Annotated in this window: 14 protein-coding genes and 1 riboswitch; of the genes, 10 read left to right on the forward strand and 4 right to left on the reverse strand. The window is 70.6% G+C overall.

Annotation, left to right across the window (positions count from 1 at the left end):
- Window positions 1–39 precede the first annotated feature (39 nt).
- From WJM95_RS21645 to WJM95_RS21690, 10 genes are all read left to right on the forward strand, one after another.
- Entirely contained in the window at window positions 40–855 is an 816-nt protein-coding gene (locus tag WJM95_RS21645; RefSeq protein WP_339131369.1) for an SOS response-associated peptidase, read from the forward strand.
- Between the two features lie 58 nt (window positions 856–913).
- Window positions 914–1,558 (forward strand): alpha/beta family hydrolase, encoded by a 645-nt coding sequence (locus WJM95_RS21650; RefSeq protein ID WP_339131370.1) that lies wholly within the window; start codon window positions 914–916, stop codon window positions 1,556–1,558.
- A 255-nt stretch (window positions 1,559–1,813) separates the two neighbouring features.
- The gene (gene sigR, locus WJM95_RS21655) at window positions 1,814–2,506 is read left to right on the forward strand and encodes an RNA polymerase sigma factor SigR (protein WP_339131371.1); all 693 of its coding nucleotides are present in this window, start codon (window positions 1,814–1,816) and stop codon (window positions 2,504–2,506) included.
- Window positions 2,503–2,805: a mycothiol system anti-sigma-R factor gene (gene rsrA / locus WJM95_RS21660; protein WP_103548068.1), complete on the forward strand. Its 303-nt coding sequence runs from the start codon at window positions 2,503–2,505 to the stop codon at window positions 2,803–2,805. Before sigR ends, rsrA begins: the two co-directional genes overlap by 4 nt.
- A 180-nt stretch (window positions 2,806–2,985) precedes the next feature.
- Entirely contained in the window at window positions 2,986–4,344 is a 1,359-nt protein-coding gene (locus WJM95_RS21665) for an HD-GYP domain-containing protein (RefSeq protein WP_339131372.1), read from the forward strand.
- Window positions 4,345–4,436: 92 nt separating this feature from the next.
- A complete protein-coding gene (locus WJM95_RS21670) occupies window positions 4,437–5,639 on the forward strand; it encodes an HD domain-containing protein (protein WP_339135750.1) in 1,203 nt (400 codons plus the stop codon).
- Window positions 5,640–5,792: 153 nt separating this feature from the next.
- Window positions 5,793–6,773, forward strand: coding sequence for a hypothetical protein (locus tag WJM95_RS21675; protein ID WP_339131373.1), 981 nt, complete (start codon window positions 5,793–5,795; stop codon window positions 6,771–6,773).
- A gap of 59 nt (window positions 6,774–6,832) precedes the next feature.
- The gene (gene def, locus WJM95_RS21680) at window positions 6,833–7,483 is read left to right on the forward strand and encodes a peptide deformylase (RefSeq protein ID WP_339131374.1); all 651 of its coding nucleotides are present in this window, start codon (window positions 6,833–6,835) and stop codon (window positions 7,481–7,483) included.
- A gap of 340 nt (window positions 7,484–7,823) precedes the next feature.
- On the forward strand, window positions 7,824–8,903 hold the full coding sequence (gene cyc1 / locus WJM95_RS21685) for an epi-isozizaene synthase (RefSeq protein ID WP_339131376.1): 1,080 nt from the start codon (window positions 7,824–7,826) through the stop codon (window positions 8,901–8,903).
- Window positions 8,900–10,270 carry a cytochrome P450 gene (locus WJM95_RS21690; protein ID WP_339131377.1) on the forward strand — a complete coding sequence of 457 codons (1,371 nt, stop codon included), beginning with the start codon at window positions 8,900–8,902 and terminating at the stop codon, window positions 10,268–10,270. The genes cyc1 and WJM95_RS21690 overlap by 4 nt, the downstream gene beginning before the upstream one ends.
- 99 nt (window positions 10,271–10,369) lie before the next feature.
- Here WJM95_RS21690 and WJM95_RS21695 read toward each other — a convergent pair whose 3' ends face one another.
- The 4 genes from WJM95_RS21695 to WJM95_RS21710 form a co-directional block, all read right to left on the reverse strand.
- Window positions 10,370–10,855: a hypothetical protein gene (locus tag WJM95_RS21695; protein ID WP_339131378.1), complete on the reverse strand. Its 486-nt coding sequence runs from the start codon at window positions 10,853–10,855 to the stop codon at window positions 10,370–10,372.
- A 103-nt stretch (window positions 10,856–10,958) separates the two neighbouring features.
- Window positions 10,959–13,049 (reverse strand): putative Ig domain-containing protein, encoded by a 2,091-nt coding sequence (locus WJM95_RS21700; RefSeq protein WP_339131379.1) that lies wholly within the window; start codon window positions 13,047–13,049, stop codon window positions 10,959–10,961.
- A gap of 379 nt (window positions 13,050–13,428) precedes the next feature.
- Window positions 13,429–14,442, reverse strand: a complete 1,014-nt coding sequence (locus tag WJM95_RS21705; protein WP_339131380.1) for a ribonucleotide-diphosphate reductase subunit beta — start codon at window positions 14,440–14,442, stop codon at window positions 13,429–13,431.
- Entirely contained in the window at window positions 14,442–16,823 is a 2,382-nt protein-coding gene (locus WJM95_RS21710; protein WP_339131381.1) for a ribonucleoside-diphosphate reductase subunit alpha, read from the reverse strand. The genes WJM95_RS21705 and WJM95_RS21710 overlap by 1 nt, the downstream gene beginning before the upstream one ends.
- 132 nt (window positions 16,824–16,955) lie before the next feature.
- Window positions 16,956–17,105, reverse strand: a riboswitch (cobalamin riboswitch).
- Between the last annotated feature and the right edge of the window lie 44 nt (window positions 17,106–17,149).

Here is a 17,149-nt window from a genome sequence, read left to right on the forward strand (position 1 = left end):
GCTCCCTTTCACGGCGCGGAATCTGGCAGTGTTGCACGTATGTGCGGACGGTATGCAGCCAGTCGTGGACCCGAGGATCTCGCAGCAACCTTTGAGGTCGAGAGCTGGGACCCCGAGGAGACCTTGGCGCCCGACTACAACGTGGCCCCGACCAAGGAGGTCTACGTCGTCCTCGACCGTCCTGTGAAGGACGCGGACAGCCCGAGACCGGTTCGCCAGCTGCGCAGGCTCAAGTGGGGGCTCGTCCCGTCCTGGGCCAAGACGCCCGAGGGCGCCGCCCGGATGATCAACGCGCGCGCCGAGACGGTGCACGAGAAGCCCTCGTACCGCCGTGCCTTCGCCGCCCGGCGCTGTGTCATCCCGGCCGACGGGTACTACGAATGGGTCACCTCAGGCGCCGAACGCGAGCTGGAGGTCGAGGGCAGGAAGAAGCGGCCCCGGAAGCAGCCGTACTTCGTGACGCCCGCGGACGGATCGGTGTTCGCGATGGCGGGGCTCTACGAGTTCTGGCGGGACCGGACGCTGCCGGACGAGCATCCGCTGGCCTGGTGGGTGACCTGCTCGGTCATCACCACCGAGGCGGAGACGGCGCCGCTGGGCGTGGCCCCCGCCGAGGGCCCGCGCGCGCTCGCCGACATCCACCCCCGGATGCCCCTGATGCTCACGCCCGACCGCTGGGACAGCTGGCTCGACCCGTCCCGCACGGACCCGGACGAACTGCGCGACCTGCTCGCGCCCCCGCCCACCGGGCTGATGCGCGCCTATCCCGTCTCCACGGCGGTCAGCAACGTCCGCAACAACGGCGCGGAGCTGCTGAAGGAGCTGGAGGGGCCCGAGGAGGGCACACTCTTCTGACCGACGGGGACCGACCGACGGCGATCAGCGGCCTTCCGACGCGACGGGGATCAGTGACGTGAGCGAGACCGGCGAGAGCATCGAGACCGTCGAGACGGACGCCGGTACGGCCCGGATCACCTGGCACCGGGCGGCGCGGCCACGGCTCGTGCTCGCCGTGAGCCATGGCGCGGGCGGCGGCATCGGGGCCCGTGACCTGCGGGCGCTCGCGGAGGTGCTGCCCGCGCACGGGGTGAGCGTGGCCCTGGTGGAACAGCCCTGGCGGGTGGCGGGCAAGAAGGTGGCCCCGGCTCCGAAGACGCTGGACGTGGGATGGCGGGGACTGTGGCCGGCGCTGGCTCGGCCCGGGCTGCCCGTGATCTCCGGAGGCCGCAGCGCGGGCGCCCGGGTCGCGTGCCGGACGGCGGCCGAACTGGGGGCCGCGGCCGTCCTCGCGCTGAGCTTCCCGCTGCACCCGCCGGGCAGGCCGGAGAAGTCCCGCGCCGCCGAGCTGCTCGGCGCCGGGGTGCCCACGCTCGTCGTCCAGGGCGGCAACGACCCGTTCGGCGGACCGCGGGAGTTCCCGCCGGGCCCGTACGAGCTGGTCGAGGTGCCCCACGCGGATCACGGCCTCACCGTCCCGAAGCGCGCCCCGCTGGGCCAGGAGGAGGCGCTGAAGGTCGTCACGGACGGTGTCGTGCGGTGGGCCGCGTCACTCGGGTGACGGCCGGGAATGCAGAGTGACGGACTTCTGTTGTGCGGATCAGACAGCACGCAGCGTGCTGCACCGTTCGTACGAGAGGAAGTCCGCCGCATGGGTTCGACCTTCTGCCCGAGCCGCAGCAGCCGCGCTGACCTGGACTGGACGGTGCTGCACGCGGGCAAGAACGCCCCGATTCGGGCGGCGGGCGGACATGATGTTCGTCTATCCTCCGATTCCAGTGGGACCGGTCTCGGTCTCGCTACGTCGCTGGAGGAGGTGGGTCCGGTCACTGGGACCGACGCAGGGACCGAAAACGGCCAGGCGGAGCAGCCCGAGGGCCAGGGCACGAGCGACGCCTCGGCGGAGACCTCCGCCGAGCGCACCGCGCGCTTCGAGCGGGACGCGCTCGAATTCCTCGACCAGATGTACTCGGCCGCGCTGCGCATGACGCGCAACCCGGCCGACGCCGAGGATCTGGTGCAGGAGACGTACGCCAAGGCGTACGCGTCGTTCCACCAGTTCCGCGAGGGCACGAACCTCAAGGCGTGGCTGTACCGCATTCTCACCAACACCTTCATCAACTCGTACCGCAAGAAGCAGCGCGAACCCCAGCGCAGCGCGGCCGAGGAGATCGAGGACTGGCAGCTGGCGCGTGCCGAGTCGCACATGTCGACGGGCCTTCGTTCCGCCGAGTCGCAGGCGCTCGACCACCTGCCCGACTCCGACGTCAAGGAAGCGCTTCAGGCGATCCCCGAGGAATTCCGCATCGCCGTCTATCTCGCGGACGTAGAGGGCTTTGCCTACAAGGAGATCGCGGACATCATGGGGACACCCATCGGTACGGTGATGTCCCGGCTGCACCGGGGCCGTCGCCAACTGCGCGGCATGCTGGAGGACTACGCCCGTGACCGCGGGCTGGTCCCCGCCGGCGCCGGAGAGTCGAACGAAGCGAAAGGCTCGGGCTCATGAGCTGCGGAGAGCCGCACGAGACGGATTGCAGTGAGGTACTCGATCATCTCTACGAGTTCCTCGATCATGAGATGCCGGACGCGGACTGCACCAAGTTCGAGGTCCACTTCGAAGAGTGCTCGCCGTGTCTGGAGAAGTACGGTCTCGAACAGGCCGTCAAGAAGCTGGTCAAGCGGTGCTGCGGCCATGACGACGTGCCCACCGACCTGCGGGCCAAGGTCATGGGCCGTATCGATCTGATCCGCTCGGGCCAGACCGTGCCCGAGCACGACGTGACCGCGACGGCCCAGGAGTCCTGACCCCGGCCGGTCCTCCGCCGTGAAGGCCGGGCCCACGCCTCAAGACCTTCGTTTATCACCCGAACGTGCTAATCCGCAGGCCCGGAGCCCGCGGATTCGTACATACCGGTCCCCGTCCCCTTCCTCCCGCCCTAGGCTCCGAGCCTGAGATCGGGGGAGGTACGGGGGAGGTATTCGGGGATGGGTTCGGTTCCGGCGTGGGCCCGTGCGTATGTGGCCGGTGTCGTCCTCGTGGCTCTGGCCTGCCTCGCGCCCCTGCCTCAGCTGCGCGTCCCCTGGGAGATCGTCACCCTGCTCGCCGCGCTGTACGCGGGCTGCGAGCGCGTCACCCTGCCGCTCCGGCCGGGTGCCGCCGGCGCCCCCTGCGGCGACACCCCGCAGGGGATGGGCGCCCTCCTCCCCGTCCTGCTCGCCGGTGCCTTCCTGCTGCCCCCGCCCGCCGCCGCCCTCGTCGCGCTGCCCGGGGCCCTGCTCGCCCGGGTCGAGCAACGCCCCCGCGGCCCGCGCCGGATCTGGCGCGCCTCCCAGCTCGCCGTGGCCGTCTGGACGGCCTCACGGGTGTACGGAGCGCTCGGCGGCCGCGACGCGCTCGTCACCCCCCGGTTCCCGTACGCGCTCGTGCCCGCCGGAGCCGCGGTGCTCGCCTTCTGCGCCGCGCTCACCGTCCTGGACTGCGGGATCCTCGCCCTGGCCGAACGCGCCCCGGTGCGCGGTGCCTGGCACGGACTCTTCGCCCGCTCGCTCGCGCCGGTCGCCGTGCACGGCCTCGCCGGACTGATGATGGCCGTGCTCTGGCGCAGCCCGTACGGACCCGTCGCCGCACTGCTCGTCCTGCTGCCGATGTACGTGTCCGGCTGGGTCTTCGCCCAGTACCACCGCGAACGGGCCGCCCACCAGGCCACCATCCGCGCGCTCGTCCAGGCCGTCGACATCAAGGACGGCTACACCCGCGGACACAGCGAGCGGGTCGGCCGGGCGTCCGTGCTGATCGCCCGTGAGCTGGGGATGCACGACGAGCGCGTCGAGGTGCTCCGGTTCGCCGGGATCCTGCACGACGTCGGAAAGCTCGGCGTCCCCACCCGGCTGCTGCGCAAGGACGGACCGCTGACCCCCGAGGAGCGGCGGATCATCGAACTGCATCCCGAGTACGGGCACGAGATGGTCCGCGGCATCGGGTTCCTCGGCGAGGCCCGCTCCGCGATCCTGCACCACCACGAGCGGCTGGACGGCAGCGGATATCCGTACGGGCTCGCGGGCACGCAGATCCCCGAGTTCGCCCGGGTGGTCGCCGTCGCCGACGCGTTCGACGCCATGACGTCGACCCGGTCCTACCGCAGGGGCCGCCCGGTGCCGGCGGCCCTGGACGAACTGGGGCGGTGCGCGGGGACGCAGTTCGACCCCCGGATGGTGGCGGCCCTGGTACGGGCGCTCGACCGGCACGGCTGGCACCCCGCGGTGACGGCGGACATCGCCCCGGCCGTCGCGGCGGGCATGCCCCCGGCCCACCCCTCCGACACCGTCGGGCGGAGCGCCCCGTGAGCACCACCGCCCCGCGGCACGCGGCGCCCGCCCGGTCCGCCCGCCCCGCGACGGCCGTCAGGATCCCCGTCCTGCTCGCCGCCGTACGCGCCCTGGCCCTGCTCCTCGCGGTCCTCGCCCTCAGCACCACGCTCTGGGACGGACTGGAGGAACGCGGCACGGCGCTGGCCTTCGGCCTGCTCATGACCGTCGGCGAGCTCGCCCGGTGGAACGGCGCCGAGGAACGGGAGTCCGCGCCCCTCGGCGCCGCCGGAGCCCTCGCCTACGCGCTGCTCGGCGAGAACGCCGGGCACCGCACCGGCCACGGCGTCCTCCAGGTCGTCGCCGTCGTCGTGGCGGCGGCGCTGACCGGCTGCGTCCCGCACGTGGCACGGGGACACGCGCCGACCCTCGACCACCTCGCCCGCCGCGTCCTGACCGTCGCCTTCGCCGCCGTCTGCTTCCAACCCCTCTACGAACAGGGCCGGTTGCTGGGATGGGGTGGTCCCGCACAGGCGCTGCTGCTGGTCGCCCTGCTGGTCCTCACCACGCTGTGGGACGCGGTGCTCGCGGCGGCGACGGCCCACGCGCGGACCCGGTGGCCGTTCGGCCCGCTGCTGCGCGACGAACTGCGGGCCACCCTCGGGATCGGCTCCGCCGTGTGCGCGACCGGGGTGGTGATGGCCCTCGCGGTCGCGGTGGTCGGCCTGTGGGCCCTGCCCGTCTTCTCGCTGCCGCTGCTGCTCACCCAGCTGTCCTTCCGGCGTTACGCGGCCGTGCGGGTCACCTACCGCCAGACGATCGCCTCCCTCGCGCGCGCGACCGAGATCGCGGGGTACACGCCGGCCGGGCACGCCCGGCGGGTGGCCGCGCTGAGCCGGGCCGTGGGCCGGGAGCTGGGCCTGTCCGAGCCCGACCTCACGGTCCTGGAGTACGCGGCGCTGATGCACGACATCGGGCAGCTCAGCCTGGTCGACCCCGTGGAGGCGGGCGCCACCGCCGTGCTCCCGGCGGCCGAGCAGCGGCGGATCGCGCTGCTCGGCGGCGCCGTCGTGCGGCAGACCGGGGTGGAGGCCGCGGTCGCCGTCGTGGTGGAGCGGCAGGCGGACCCGTACCGTGACCAGCCCGTCACCGCGCGCATCGTGCGGACGGTGAACGCGTACGAGGAGATGGCGAGGGAAGCGGGACCCACGGGGCCGCTGACCGCGCTGGAGAGACTGCGTCTCGCGACCGCCCGCGACTACCAGCCGGAGGTCGTGGAGTCACTGGCCCGGGTCCTGTCCCGAGCCGGTCTGACCCTGCCCCGGGCTGGGTAACCCATGGGTAATGAGCGGTCGTCCGAAGGTACGTGGTTGGATGCGAGGGAGAGGGTGTCAGGGGGCACGGGACGACCCGGGGCTGCACTGCCTCCCAGGAATTCCTCGAAGGACCGGCAGGCGGGAAACGCAAGGAACTGGCAGGCGGGAATCGTGAGGATCTTCGGCAAGGGACGACACCGGCCCTCCGCCTCATGGCGGCAGGCCACCGACCGCGCGTTCACGCTGATCGGCGACGGCCGGTACGAGGACGCGGGGGCGCTGCTGACGCGTGCCGCGGACCTGGAGCCCTGGCTGTCCGAGTCCTGGTTCAACCTGGCGCTGCTGCACAAGTTCCGGCACGACTGGGAGCAGGCACGGGCCGCGGGTCTGCGGGCCGTCGCCCTGCTCGACCGGGAGACCGGCGCACCCGACTGGTGGAACGTGGGCATCGCGGCCACCGCCCTCCAGGACTGGCCGCTGGCCCGGCGTTCCTGGCAGGCGTACGGACTGCGGGTGCCCGGCGGCGCCGCCGTGTCCGGTGAGCCGGCCGGCATGGACCTCGGCAGCGCGGCCGTCCGGCTGTCGCCCGAGGGCGAGGCCGAGGTGGTGTGGGGGCGCCGGCTGGACCCCGCCCGCGTCGAGGTGCTGTCGATCCCGCTGCCGTCCTCCGGGCGCCGCTGGGGCGAGGTCGTGCTGCACGACGGCGTACCGCACGGCGAGCGGACCACGGCCGCCGGGCACGCCTACCCGGTCTTCGACGAGATCGAGCTGTGGGCCCCTTCACCCGTGCCGACCTGGGTCGTCCTGCTCGAAGCGGCCACCGAGGACGACCGGGACGCGCTGGAGCGGCTCGCCGCCGACGCCGGCTTCGCCGCGGAGGACTGGTCCTCGTCCGTACGGCTGCTGTGCCGGATGTGCTCCGAGTCCCGGATGCCCTCCGACGAGGGGGACGAGGAACACCTCGACCCGCACGACCACAGCGAGCCGGGCCACCCGGGTCCGCTCGGCCATCGCACCGACGGGCAGCTGTGGGTGCCCGAGCGGGAGTGCGGGCTCGCGGCGCCCGCCTCGCTGGTGCGGGGCCTGCTCGACGGCTGGGTCGCCGACAGTCCGGACTCCCGCGACTGGCGGGATCTGGAAGAGGTCTGCTGAGCGCACCTTTAGGCTGTAGTCGCAGAAAATTACAAGGTCTGAGGAAGGCGTACGTCGTCATGGCGCAGCAGGAAACCGATCAGCAGCACGTGGGCGTGCTCCCCGTGGACGACGACGGCTTCGTCATCGACACCGAGGACGCCGAGGAGCGCGAGACCGCCTACCGCGAGCGCGGCACCTCGCGTCCGATCACGGTGGTCGGGAACCCGGTGCTGCACAAGGAGTGCAAGGACGTCACCGAGTTCGGGGACGAACTCGGCCGGCTGGTCGACGACATGTTCGCGAGCCAGCGCACGGCCGAGGGCGTGGGCCTGGCGGCCAATCAGATCGGTGTCGACCTGAAGGTCTTCGTCTACGACTGCCAGGACGACCAGGGTGTCCGGCACGTCGGTGTGGTCTGCAACCCGAAGCCGGTCGACCTGCCCGCCGACCGGCGCCAGCTGGACGAGAGCAACGAGGGCTGCCTGTCGGTGCCGACCGCCTACGCGCCGCTCGCCCGTCCCGACTACGCCGAGGTCACCGGGCAGGACGAGAAGGGCAACCCGATCCGGGTGCGCGGTACGGGCTACTTCGCGCGCTGCCTCCAGCACGAGACGGACCACCTGTACGGCTACCTGTACATCGACCGGCTCTCCAAGCGCGACCGCAAGGACGCGCTGCGGCAGATGGCCGAGAACGAGCCGCGCTACGCGGTCGTGGCGAACGACTGAACTCTCGCCCGGCGGGCGCCCTGCGCTGCTGTGACATAAATTGACCGGCGTGACGCACGGTCTCTCGTGAGCCCACTCGAACGGTGCTTGGACAGGTGATCCTCCTGACCAGGCACCGTTCGCATGTACGTCGTATGTTCGATCCCTTGTACTCCTTCAGTGATCCAGATTCAGTCACACAAGGGGAGATTCTCGGCAAGGTCGTGTAGTCAGTGGGGCAAATCCGTTCCCAGAACGGTCAGTTGTGGTGCTGAATGGGAAGTGCGGGGATACGCAACGGCGCGCGCCCGGCACAGGCGAAGGGGTGTGACGTCAACAGGCGGCTGAGAGGGGTTTGTTCGTGCACGCTTTCTCATACGGCTCTTCATCGACAGCGCTCGCGGTTCCACCGGCGCTCTCTCTCCCGGTGATCGAGTCCGAGTTTCCCCGTCAACTGCACCCGTATTGGCCGAGGCTCCAGGAGAACACCAGGACCTGGCTCCTCGAAAAACGGCTGATGCCCGCGGACAAGGTCGAGGAGTACGCCGACGGCCTGTGCTACACGGACCTCATGGCGGGCTACTACACAGGCGCCTCCGACGAGGTCCTCCAGGCGATAGCGGACTACAGCGCGTGGTTCTTCGTCTGGGACGACCGGCACGACCGCGACGTCGTCCACGGCCGGGCCGGCTCCTGGCGGAAGCTCAGGTTCCGGCTTCATGCGGCCCTCGACGCACCCAGAGACCACCTGCACCACAAGGATCCCCTGGTCGCGGGGTTCGCGGACAGCATGGTGCGGCTGTACTCGTTCCTCGGCGAGAACTGGAACAAGCGGTTCGCACTCCACTTCCACGCGGTGATCGACGCGTACGACCAGGAGTTCAGGAACCGGATCTCCGGCACCGTTCCCACGGTCGCGGAATATCTCGAACTCCGCCGGCTCACTTTCGCGCACCGGATCTGGACCGACCTTCTGGAGGCGAGTGCGGGCCTGGAACTCCCCGCCGAAGTGCGTCTGCATCCCGCATTCCAGCGGGCGGCGTTGCTCAGTCAGGAATTCGCCGCCTGGTACAACGACCTGTGTTCACTTCCCAAAGAAATAGCGGGCGACGAGGTCCACAATCTCGGAATCAGTCTCATTCATCATCAGGGGCTGACACTCGAAGAAGCCGTCGCCGAACTGAGGCGACGGGTCGAGGAATGCGTGCGGCAATTCCTCGTCGCGGAGAAGGACGTGTCCAGGCTCGCCGTATTACTCGCCGACGGCACGGTCCGGGGAAAAGAGACGAGCGCCGCCGTCAGTGCGTGCCTCACCAACATGCGGAACTGGTTCAGCTCCGTGTACTGGTTCCACCACGAGTCGGGCCGGTACATGGTCGACAGCTGGGACGACCGCTCCACACCCCCGTACGTCAACAATGAAGCGGCAGGTGGGAAATGACCGTCGATTCGGTACGACCCGAGGTGCCCGAGGCGCGGGAGCTGTCCGTCCCGCCCCTCGCCGGAGGCGGGGTGCCCCTGCTGGGGCACGGCTGGAAACTGGTCCGCGACCCGCTGGGCTTCCTGGCCGGGCTGCGCGACCACGGTGACGTCGTCCGGCTCAGGATGGGCCCCAAGACGGTGTACGCCGTCACCACCCCGGCGCTCACCGGCGCGCTGGCGCTCAGTCCCGACTACGAGATCGGCGGCCCCCTGTGGGAGTCGCTCGAAGGGCTGCTGGGCAAGCAGGGGGTCGCCACGGCCAACGGATCGCAGCACCGGCGCCAGCGCCGGACCATCCAGCCCGCGTTCCGGGCCGACATCGTCCCCGAGTACGGGCCGATCATGGAGGAGGAGTCGCGGGCGTTCGCGGAGCGCTGGGCGAGCGGCGCCGCGGTCGACTGCACCTCCGAGTCGTTCCGCGTCGCGGTCCGTGTCGCCGCCCGCTGTCTGCTCCGCGGCCGGTTCATGGACGAGCGCGCCGAGCGATTGAGCCTCGCGCTCGCCACCGTCTTCCGCGGCATGTACCGCCGTATGGTGATACCGGCGGGGCCGCTCTACCGGCTCCCGCTTCCCTCCATACGCGCATTCGACCGCGCATTGGCCGATCTGCATGCGCTGGTCGACGAGATCATCGACGAGCGGCGGGCATCTGGTCAAAAGCCGGACGATTTGCTGACGGCATTGCTGGAAGCGAAGAACGACGACGGCGACCCCATAGACGAACAGGAGATCCACGACCAAGTCGTCGCGATACTGACCCCCGGCAGCGAAACCATAGCCTCCACGATCATGTGGTTGCTGCAAGTCCTGACGGAACATCCGGAACAGGCGGACAAAGTGGCCGCGGAGGTCCGATCCGTCGCGGGGGACCGGCCCGTCGGATTCGAGGACGTCCGGAAGCTGTCGCACACGAACAATGTCGTCGTCGAGGCGATGCGTTTACGCCCCGCCGTATGGATATTGACGCGGCGCGCGGTGGCCGAAACCGAGCTGGGCGGCTATCGCATTCCGGCCGGTGCCGACATCGTCTACAGCCCGTACGCGATACAGCGCGACCCCCGCTCGTACCAGGAGCATCTGGATTTCGATCCCGACCGCTGGCTTCCGGAACGCTCCGCCGGCATTCCGAAGTACGCGATGCGCCCGTTCAGCGTGGGCAACCGCAAGTGCCCGAGTGACCACTTCTCGATGGCACTGCTCTCCCTGATCACCGCGACCGTGGCGTCCCGGTGGCGCTTCGAGGCGGTGTCCGGGTCCAGCGACGCGACCCGCGTCGGCATCACCCTGCGGCCCCACGACCTGCGCCTGAGGGCCACGCCGCGCTGAGCCGGGTCCGCGGTCCGCGCCGCACCCGGCCGACGCCGCCCCGCACGCACATCGGCGCACGTCCAGCCGCCCTCGGGCCCCTGGACGTGCGCCGCGTGCTCACGCCTTCGGCACGACCACGGTGACCGTCCAGGCCTGGAGCCCCTTGCAGGAGATCCGGGCCGGATCGCTCGGGCACAGGGGGCGGGACGAGGTCAGCCGGACCGTTCCGGGCGAGACCGCCCGGTAGGCGGCGGAGGCGTCACCCGGCTGGAGGACGATCCCGCTGTTGGTGGCCTCCAGGCCCTTTCCGTCGGTCTCGACGGGCTTCCAGGGCCGGATCTTGGTGCCGTCCAGGGAGACGCGGATCGTCTCACCGGGTGCCAGACAGTACGTGTGGCCCGCGTCGGCGGCACCGAGCTCGGCCTTGGCCGCCGCGCAGTCCGGGCGGGAGGGGGACGGGGATGGGGACGCGGTGTCTCGGGACGGGGACGGCGACACGGTGCCGCCGGCGCCCGTGTCGCCCGCGCCTTGGCCGCCGCAGCCCGCGAGGAGCAGGGCCAGGGCGGTGAGGGCGATGGTCCGGGTGTGAGTCGTTCGACGCATGGGGTGGCCTCCTTGGTGATGGGACGTGCCACCGGCCCATCAGGATCCGTCCCCGCGCGCGAAAGGGCCCCGGCCGCCATCGCGACCGGGGCCCCCGCGTGCGTCAGCTGGTCGTCAGGGCGGTGTCGTCCACGACGAAGCTGGTCTGGAGCGAGGAGTCCTCGACGCCGCTGAACTTCAGCGTGACGGTCGAACCGGCGAAGGAGGACAGGTCGAAGCTCTTCTGCGCGTAGCCCGTCGCCTTGTTGAGGTTGGAGTAGGTCGCGAGCGTGGTGGAGCCCGCGGTGACGGTGAGCTTGTCGTAGGCCGTGCTGGTGCTGGTCTCGGCCGTGTCGATGTGCAGGTAGAAGGTGAACGTGGCCTTGCAGCCGCTGGGGACGGTCACCGACTGGGACAGCGTGTCGGTGTGGGTCGAGCCGTACCCGTCGAGCCAGGCGTCGTAGGAGCCGGCGTGCGTGGCCTCGCCGGTGTCATTGGTGATGACACCGCTGGTCTCGCTCCACACGGTGGCGCCGGACTCGAAGCCCTGGTTGCCGAGCAGCTGCGCCGAGGTGCAGGTGCCGCCGCCCGAGGTGCTGACGGTCCAGGTGAACGAGGCCGAACCGGAGGCGCCCGTGCTGTCCTTCGCCGTGACGGTGACCGCGTAGGTGCCCGCGGTGCTCGCGGTGCCGGAGATCAGACCGGTCGAGCTGCTGATCGACAGACCGGTCGGCAGTCCGGTGGCGCTGTAGGTGAGGGTCGCGCCCGCGCTGTCGCTCGCCGAGATCTGGAGGCTCGCCGAGCCGCCGGTGGCCGTGGACTGGCTGCCCGGGTTGGTGACGGTCACGGTGTTGCCGGTGCTGGTGCCCGAGGTGAAGGCGGCCGTGCCGTTGGGGGTGCCCCAGCCGGTCGGGCCGTCGTAGCCGGTGCCCGCGGTGCAGAAGTACGACGTGGAGCAGGAGCCGTTGTTGCCGCTGGTCACGTCGTACAGGTTCGAGGTGTGGGAGTAGGGGTACTTCGCCGGGTAGTCGCTGGAGCCGGGGGTGCCGGCGAGCGCGTACACGCCCGCGATGATGGGCGAGGAGGCGCTGGTGCCGCCGTAGACCGCCCAGCCGGAGCCGCCGTAGGTGTCGTAGACCGCCACGCCGGTGGCGGGGTCGGCCACCGCGGAGACGTCGGCCTCCATGCGCTTGGTGCAGCCGGTGTCGGTCTGCCAGGCGGGCTTGGCGTCGTAGGCGGAGCAGCCCGAGCCGGTGCCCTCGGTGCTGCTGGTCTTCCAGACCGACTCGGTCCAGCCGCGGGTGCCGGAGGAGGTGCTCAGCGCGGTTCCGCCGACGGCGGTCACGTACTGGGAGGTCGCCGGGTACTCGGCGCCGTAGGCGGAGTCGCCCGAGGAGACGGTGATGGCGACACCCGGGTGCTTGAAGTACGAGGTGTCCTCGCTGGTCTGCGAGGAGGACTCGGAGCCGCCCCAGCTGTTGGAGACGAACTTCGCGCCCAGCGCGACCGCCTCGTTCTCCGCGATGCCGAGGTCGGAGTCGTTCGCGGAGCTCGCCTCGACGAGGATGATGTTGCAGTTGGGGCAGACGGCGCTGACCATGTCGATGTCGAGCGCCTCCTCACCCGCCCAGCCGGTGTCGTTCGTCGGCAGCGAGGTGGTCGAGCCCGTCTGGCTGACCTGCTTGAAGCAGCCGCTCGCCACGGTGCAGGCGGACAGCCCGTACTGCGAGCGGTAGGTGGCCAGGTCGGAGGCCGCGTTGGGGTCGTTGTAGGCGTCGACCACGGCGACCGTCATGCCGGAGCCGCCCGTCGAGGGCAGGTTGTAGGCGCTGTGCAGGTTGGCCGGGCTGAGGCCGGACACCGCGGCGGCGGCGTCGGGGGAGACCTTCGCCGCGAGCTTCTGCGCGATGTCGGTACGGCGCTGGGCGAAGCAGGACATCTGGCCGGGCTTGGACGCCTCGGCGCACAGGTGCTTGGTCGCGACCTTCTGGCCGGCCCTGCCGGTCGCGTGGACCGTCTGCCGGGAGGGGTCGGTGAGGGCCCGGGCGTTCTGGGTGGTGCGCGATACGTGGGGGGCCGGCGCGGGCTGCGCGCTCGCGGGCGGGGCCGCGGTGAACCCGGCCAGGCCGAGCGCCAGGGCGGGGAGGGCGGTGGTGAGGAGTCTTCGCAGGCTCCGGGCCGGTCTGCCGGCGGGTATCGGGCGCTGGGAACGCATGGGGGTGTCGCCTCCATCGGTTCGAGGCCGGTGCCGCTTCGGCCCGGGTGAGGCCGTTCGCGGTGCCAGGGCCGGAAGTGGGGTTCTCGGCGCTCTGAATCGGCACGCCCGTGACGCGCGTAGCGTGAACGTGGAGAGACACGTCATGGGCATGCCAAATCAGTCGTCCCGGTGTGCCCTCGGTGCGTGGCGTGACGGGACGGCCAGAACGTAGCCGGGGGGAACGAGGTGCGAACAGCCGTGCCGGAAGAACTTTGCCGCTTGATGGGAGGGGATTGGCACGGCGATTGGAGGCGCGGGGGCAGTACGTGACGAAAGCCGGGCCGCAACAGGCGGCCCGGCTTTCACCGGTGACGAACGGTCAGGGCGACCGCGGCCGTCAGAAGTCCTCGTCGAAGTCGACGGTGCCCTCCACCGCGACCTGGTACGCGGAGGGCCGGCGCTCGAAGAAGTTGGTCAGTTCCTGGACACCCTGGAGCTCCATGAACGAGAACGGGTTCTCGGAGCCGTACACCGGGGCGAAGCCCAGCCGCTGGAGGCGCTGGTCCGCCACGCACTCCAGGTACTGCCGCATCGAGTCGGTGTTCATGCCCGGCAGGCCCTCGCCGCACAGGTCACGGCCGAACTGGAGCTCGGCCTCGACGGCCTCGCGCAGCATGTCGGTCACCTGCTCCTGGAGCAGGTCGTCGAAGAGCTCCGGCTCCTCCTTGCGGACGGTGTCGACGACCTCGAAGGCGAAGCTCATGTGCATCGTCTCGTCGCGGAACACCCAGTTGGTGCCCGTCGCCAGGCCGTGCAGCAGACCCCGGCTGCGGAACCAGTAGACGTACGCGAACGCCCCGTAGAAGAAGAGCCCCTCGATGCACGCGGCGAAGCAGATCAGGTTCAGCAGGAAGCGGCGGCGGTCCGCCTTGGTCTCCAGCCGGTCCAGCTTCTCCACCGAGTCCATCCACTTGAAGCAGAACTGCGCCTTCTCGCGGATGGAGGGGATGTTCTCGACCGCGTCGAAGGCCGCCGAGCGGTCCTCGGGGTCGGGAAGGTAGGTGTCGAGCAGCGTCAGATAGAACTGGACGTGCACCGCCTCCTCGAAGAGCTGACGGCTCAGATACAGCCGCGCCTCGGGGGAGTTGATGTGCTTGTACAGCGTCAGCACCAGGTTGTTCGCCACGATCGAGTCGCCCGTCGCGAAGAACGCGACCAGCCGGCCGATCATGTGCTGCTCGCCCGGCGTCAGCTTCGCGAGGTCGGCCACGTCCGAGTGGAGGTCGACCTCCTCGACGGTCCAGGTGTTCTTGATCGCGTCCCGGTAGCGCTCGTAGAAGTCCGGGTAGCGCATGGGACGCAGGGTGAGTTCGAAGCCCGGGTCGAGCAGGTTCTTCTCGGTTGAGCTCATTACTGGCAGGCCTCGCAGGACTCGGGGTTCTCAAGGGAGCAGGCGACGGCGTCGGGGTCGGCGGCCTGCTGGACGGGGATGACGGTCTCGGGGCGCGCCTGCGCCTGGGCCGCGCGGGCGATGCGCGTCGCCGGGCGCGAACGCAGGTAGTACGTCGTCTTCAGGCCCGCCTTCCAGGCGTAGGAGTACATCGAGGAGAGCTTGCCGATGGTCGGCGTCTCCAGGAACAGGTTCAGCGACTGGGCCTGGTCCAGGAAGGGGGTGCGGGCGGCGGCCATGTCGATCAGACCGCGCTGCGGGATCTCCCACGCCGTGCGGTACAGGTCGCGGACGTCCTGCGGGACCCAGGTGAAGCCCTGCACCGAGCCGCTGGACTCGCGCAGCGCCTCACGGGTCTGCGCGTCCCACACGCCGAGCGCCTTCAGCTCGGCCACCAGGTACGAGTTGACCTGGAGGAACTCACCCGACAGCGTCTCGCGCTTGAACAGGTTCGACACCTGCGGCTCGATGCACTCGTACACGCCCGCGATGGACGCGATGGTGGCGGTCGGCGCGATGGCGAGCAGCAGCGAGTTGCGCATGCCGACCTCGGCGATCCGCTGCCGCAGGGCCGCCCAGCGCTCCGGCCAGTTCAGCTCGACGTCGAAGTGGTCCGGGTGCAGCACGCCGCGGGCGGTACGGGTCTTCTCCCAGGCCGGGAGCGGACCGTTGCGCTCGGCGAGGTCCGCGGAGGCCTCGTACGAGGCGAGCATGATCCGCTCGGCGATCCGGGTGGACAGCGCGCGGGCCTCGGGCGAGTCGAAGGGGATCCGCAGCTTGAAGAAGACGTCCTGAAGGCCCATCGCGCCGAGGCCGACCGGGCGCCACTTGGCGTTGGAGCGGCCCGCCTGCTCGGTGGGGTAGAAGTTGATGTCCACCACGCGGTCGAGGAAGGTCACCGCGGTGCGCACGGTCTGATCGAGCCGCTCCCAGTCGATGTCCCCGCCGGTCACGAACGCGCCGAGGTTGACCGAGCCCAGGTTGCAGACCGCCGTCTCGCCGTCGTCCGTGACCTCCAGGATCTCGGTGCACAGGTTCGAGGAGTGGACCGTGTGGCCAGGCTCCGCCGTCTGGTTGGCGGTCCGGTTGGCGGCGTCCTTGAAGGTCATCCAGCCGTTGCCGGTCTGCGCGAGGGTGCGCATCATGCGGCCGTAGAGGTCGCGGGCCGGGATCGTCTTGCGGGCGAGGCCCGCCTCCTCGGCCTTGCGGTAGGCCGCGTCGAACTCGTCGCCCCACAGGTCGACCAGCTCCGGCACGTCGGCGGGGGAGAACAGCGACCAGACGCCGTCCTCGTTCACCCGGCGCATGAACTCGTCCGGGATCCAGTGCGCGAGGTTTAGGTTGTGCGTACGCCGGGCGTCCTCACCGGTGTTGTCGCGCAGCTCCAGGAACTCCTCGATGTCGGAGTGCCAGGTCTCCAGGTAGACCGCGGCCGCGCCCTTGCGCCGGCCGCCCTGGTTCACCGCGGCCACCGAGGCGTCGAGCGTCTTCAGGAACGGGACGATGCCGTTGGAGTGCCCGTTGGTGCCGCGGATCAGCGAACCGCGGCTGCGGATACGGGAGTACGACAGGCCGATGCCGCCGGCGTGCTTCGACAGCCGAGCCACCTGGTGGTAGCGGTCGTAGATGGAGTCCAGCTCGTCCAGCGGGGAGTCGAGGAGGTAGCAGGACGACATCTGGGGGTGCCGCGTACCGGAGTTGAAGAGCGTGGGGGAGGAGGGCAGGTAGTCGAGGCGGCTCATGAGCCGGTAGAGCGCGGCGACCTCGTCCACCGAGCGGACGGTGTCGTCCTCCGCGAGACCGGAGGCCACCCGCAGCATGAAGTGCTGGGGGGTCTCGACGACCTTGCGGGTGATCGGGTGCCGGAGCAGGTAGCGGCTGTGCAGCGTGCGCAGTCCGAAGTAGCCGAAGCGGTCGTCGCCCTCGGTGTCGATCAGCGTGTCGAGGCGGTCCGTGTGCAGCTCCACGAACGCGGCCGTACGGTCGGCGATCAGGCCCTCGCGGTGGCCGACGGCGACCGACTCGGAGAAGGTGGTGACGCCCTGGGAGGCGGCCTCCGCGGCGATGGTGACCGCGAGCAGCCGGGCGGCGAGCCGCGAGTAGGCGGGGTCCTCGGAGATGAGGCCCGCGGCCGCCTCGGTGGCCAGTTCGCGCAGCTCGGCCTCGTCGGCACGGGCGGACCGGCCCCGCAGCGCCGCGGCGGCGACCCGGCCGGGGTCGGCGTCGGGGAGGTCGGCGGTCAGATCCGTCAGGGTCCGCAGCAGCACGGTTCCGGGACCGTCGGTCTCCACCGGGGCCTGCTGCGCGGTCACTGAAGCCGGATCGGCTGGCGCGATGGTCACGTGGGGCTCTCCTCGCTCGGCACGGGGCCTCACGGGCGGGCAGGGGGCACACGGGAGCGCTTTCGGGCAGCAGCGCACCGCGTCCACCGGCCCATTCCGCGAGGCCCGGACGTCATCGGCACCCGGGCCGGACGGCCGGGGCGCGCTGTCGGCAGGTCCTCGGACTGACGCGAGTACGGGCACACGCAGACGCGAACACGCACAAGTACACCGTTGCGGGACAGTTCCGGATTCGCACCGGATTCCCCTGCGGCGACAGCGACCATGAGCATACATCTTGTGCCGGGCTTCGGGACTGCCCCCACATGTTGTGTCCGCTCGACATC

Source organism: Streptomyces sp. f51, from assembly GCF_037940415.1.
Taxonomy (GTDB): Bacteria; Actinomycetota; Actinomycetes; order Streptomycetales; family Streptomycetaceae; genus Streptomyces.

Coding starts and splice junctions, on each gene's coding strand:
- WJM95_RS21665 (WP_339131372.1), top strand. CDS start 2,986: ATGGGTTCGGTTCCGGCGTGGGCCCGTGCGTATGTGGCCGGTGTCGTC.
- WJM95_RS21645 (WP_339131369.1), top strand. CDS start 40: ATGTGCGGACGGTATGCAGCCAGTCGTGGACCCGAGGATCTCGCAGCA.
- WJM95_RS21690 (WP_339131377.1), top strand. CDS start 8,900: ATGACCGTCGATTCGGTACGACCCGAGGTGCCCGAGGCGCGGGAGCTG.
- rsrA (WP_103548068.1), top strand. CDS start 2,503: ATGAGCTGCGGAGAGCCGCACGAGACGGATTGCAGTGAGGTACTCGAT.
- def (WP_339131374.1), top strand. CDS start 6,833: ATGGCGCAGCAGGAAACCGATCAGCAGCACGTGGGCGTGCTCCCCGTG.
- WJM95_RS21705 (WP_339131380.1), bottom strand. CDS start 14,442: ATGAGCTCAACCGAGAAGAACCTGCTCGACCCGGGCTTCGAACTCACC.
- WJM95_RS21700 (WP_339131379.1), bottom strand. CDS start 13,049: ATGCGTTCCCAGCGCCCGATACCCGCCGGCAGACCGGCCCGGAGCCTG.
- WJM95_RS21695 (WP_339131378.1), bottom strand. CDS start 10,855: ATGCGTCGAACGACTCACACCCGGACCATCGCCCTCACCGCCCTGGCC.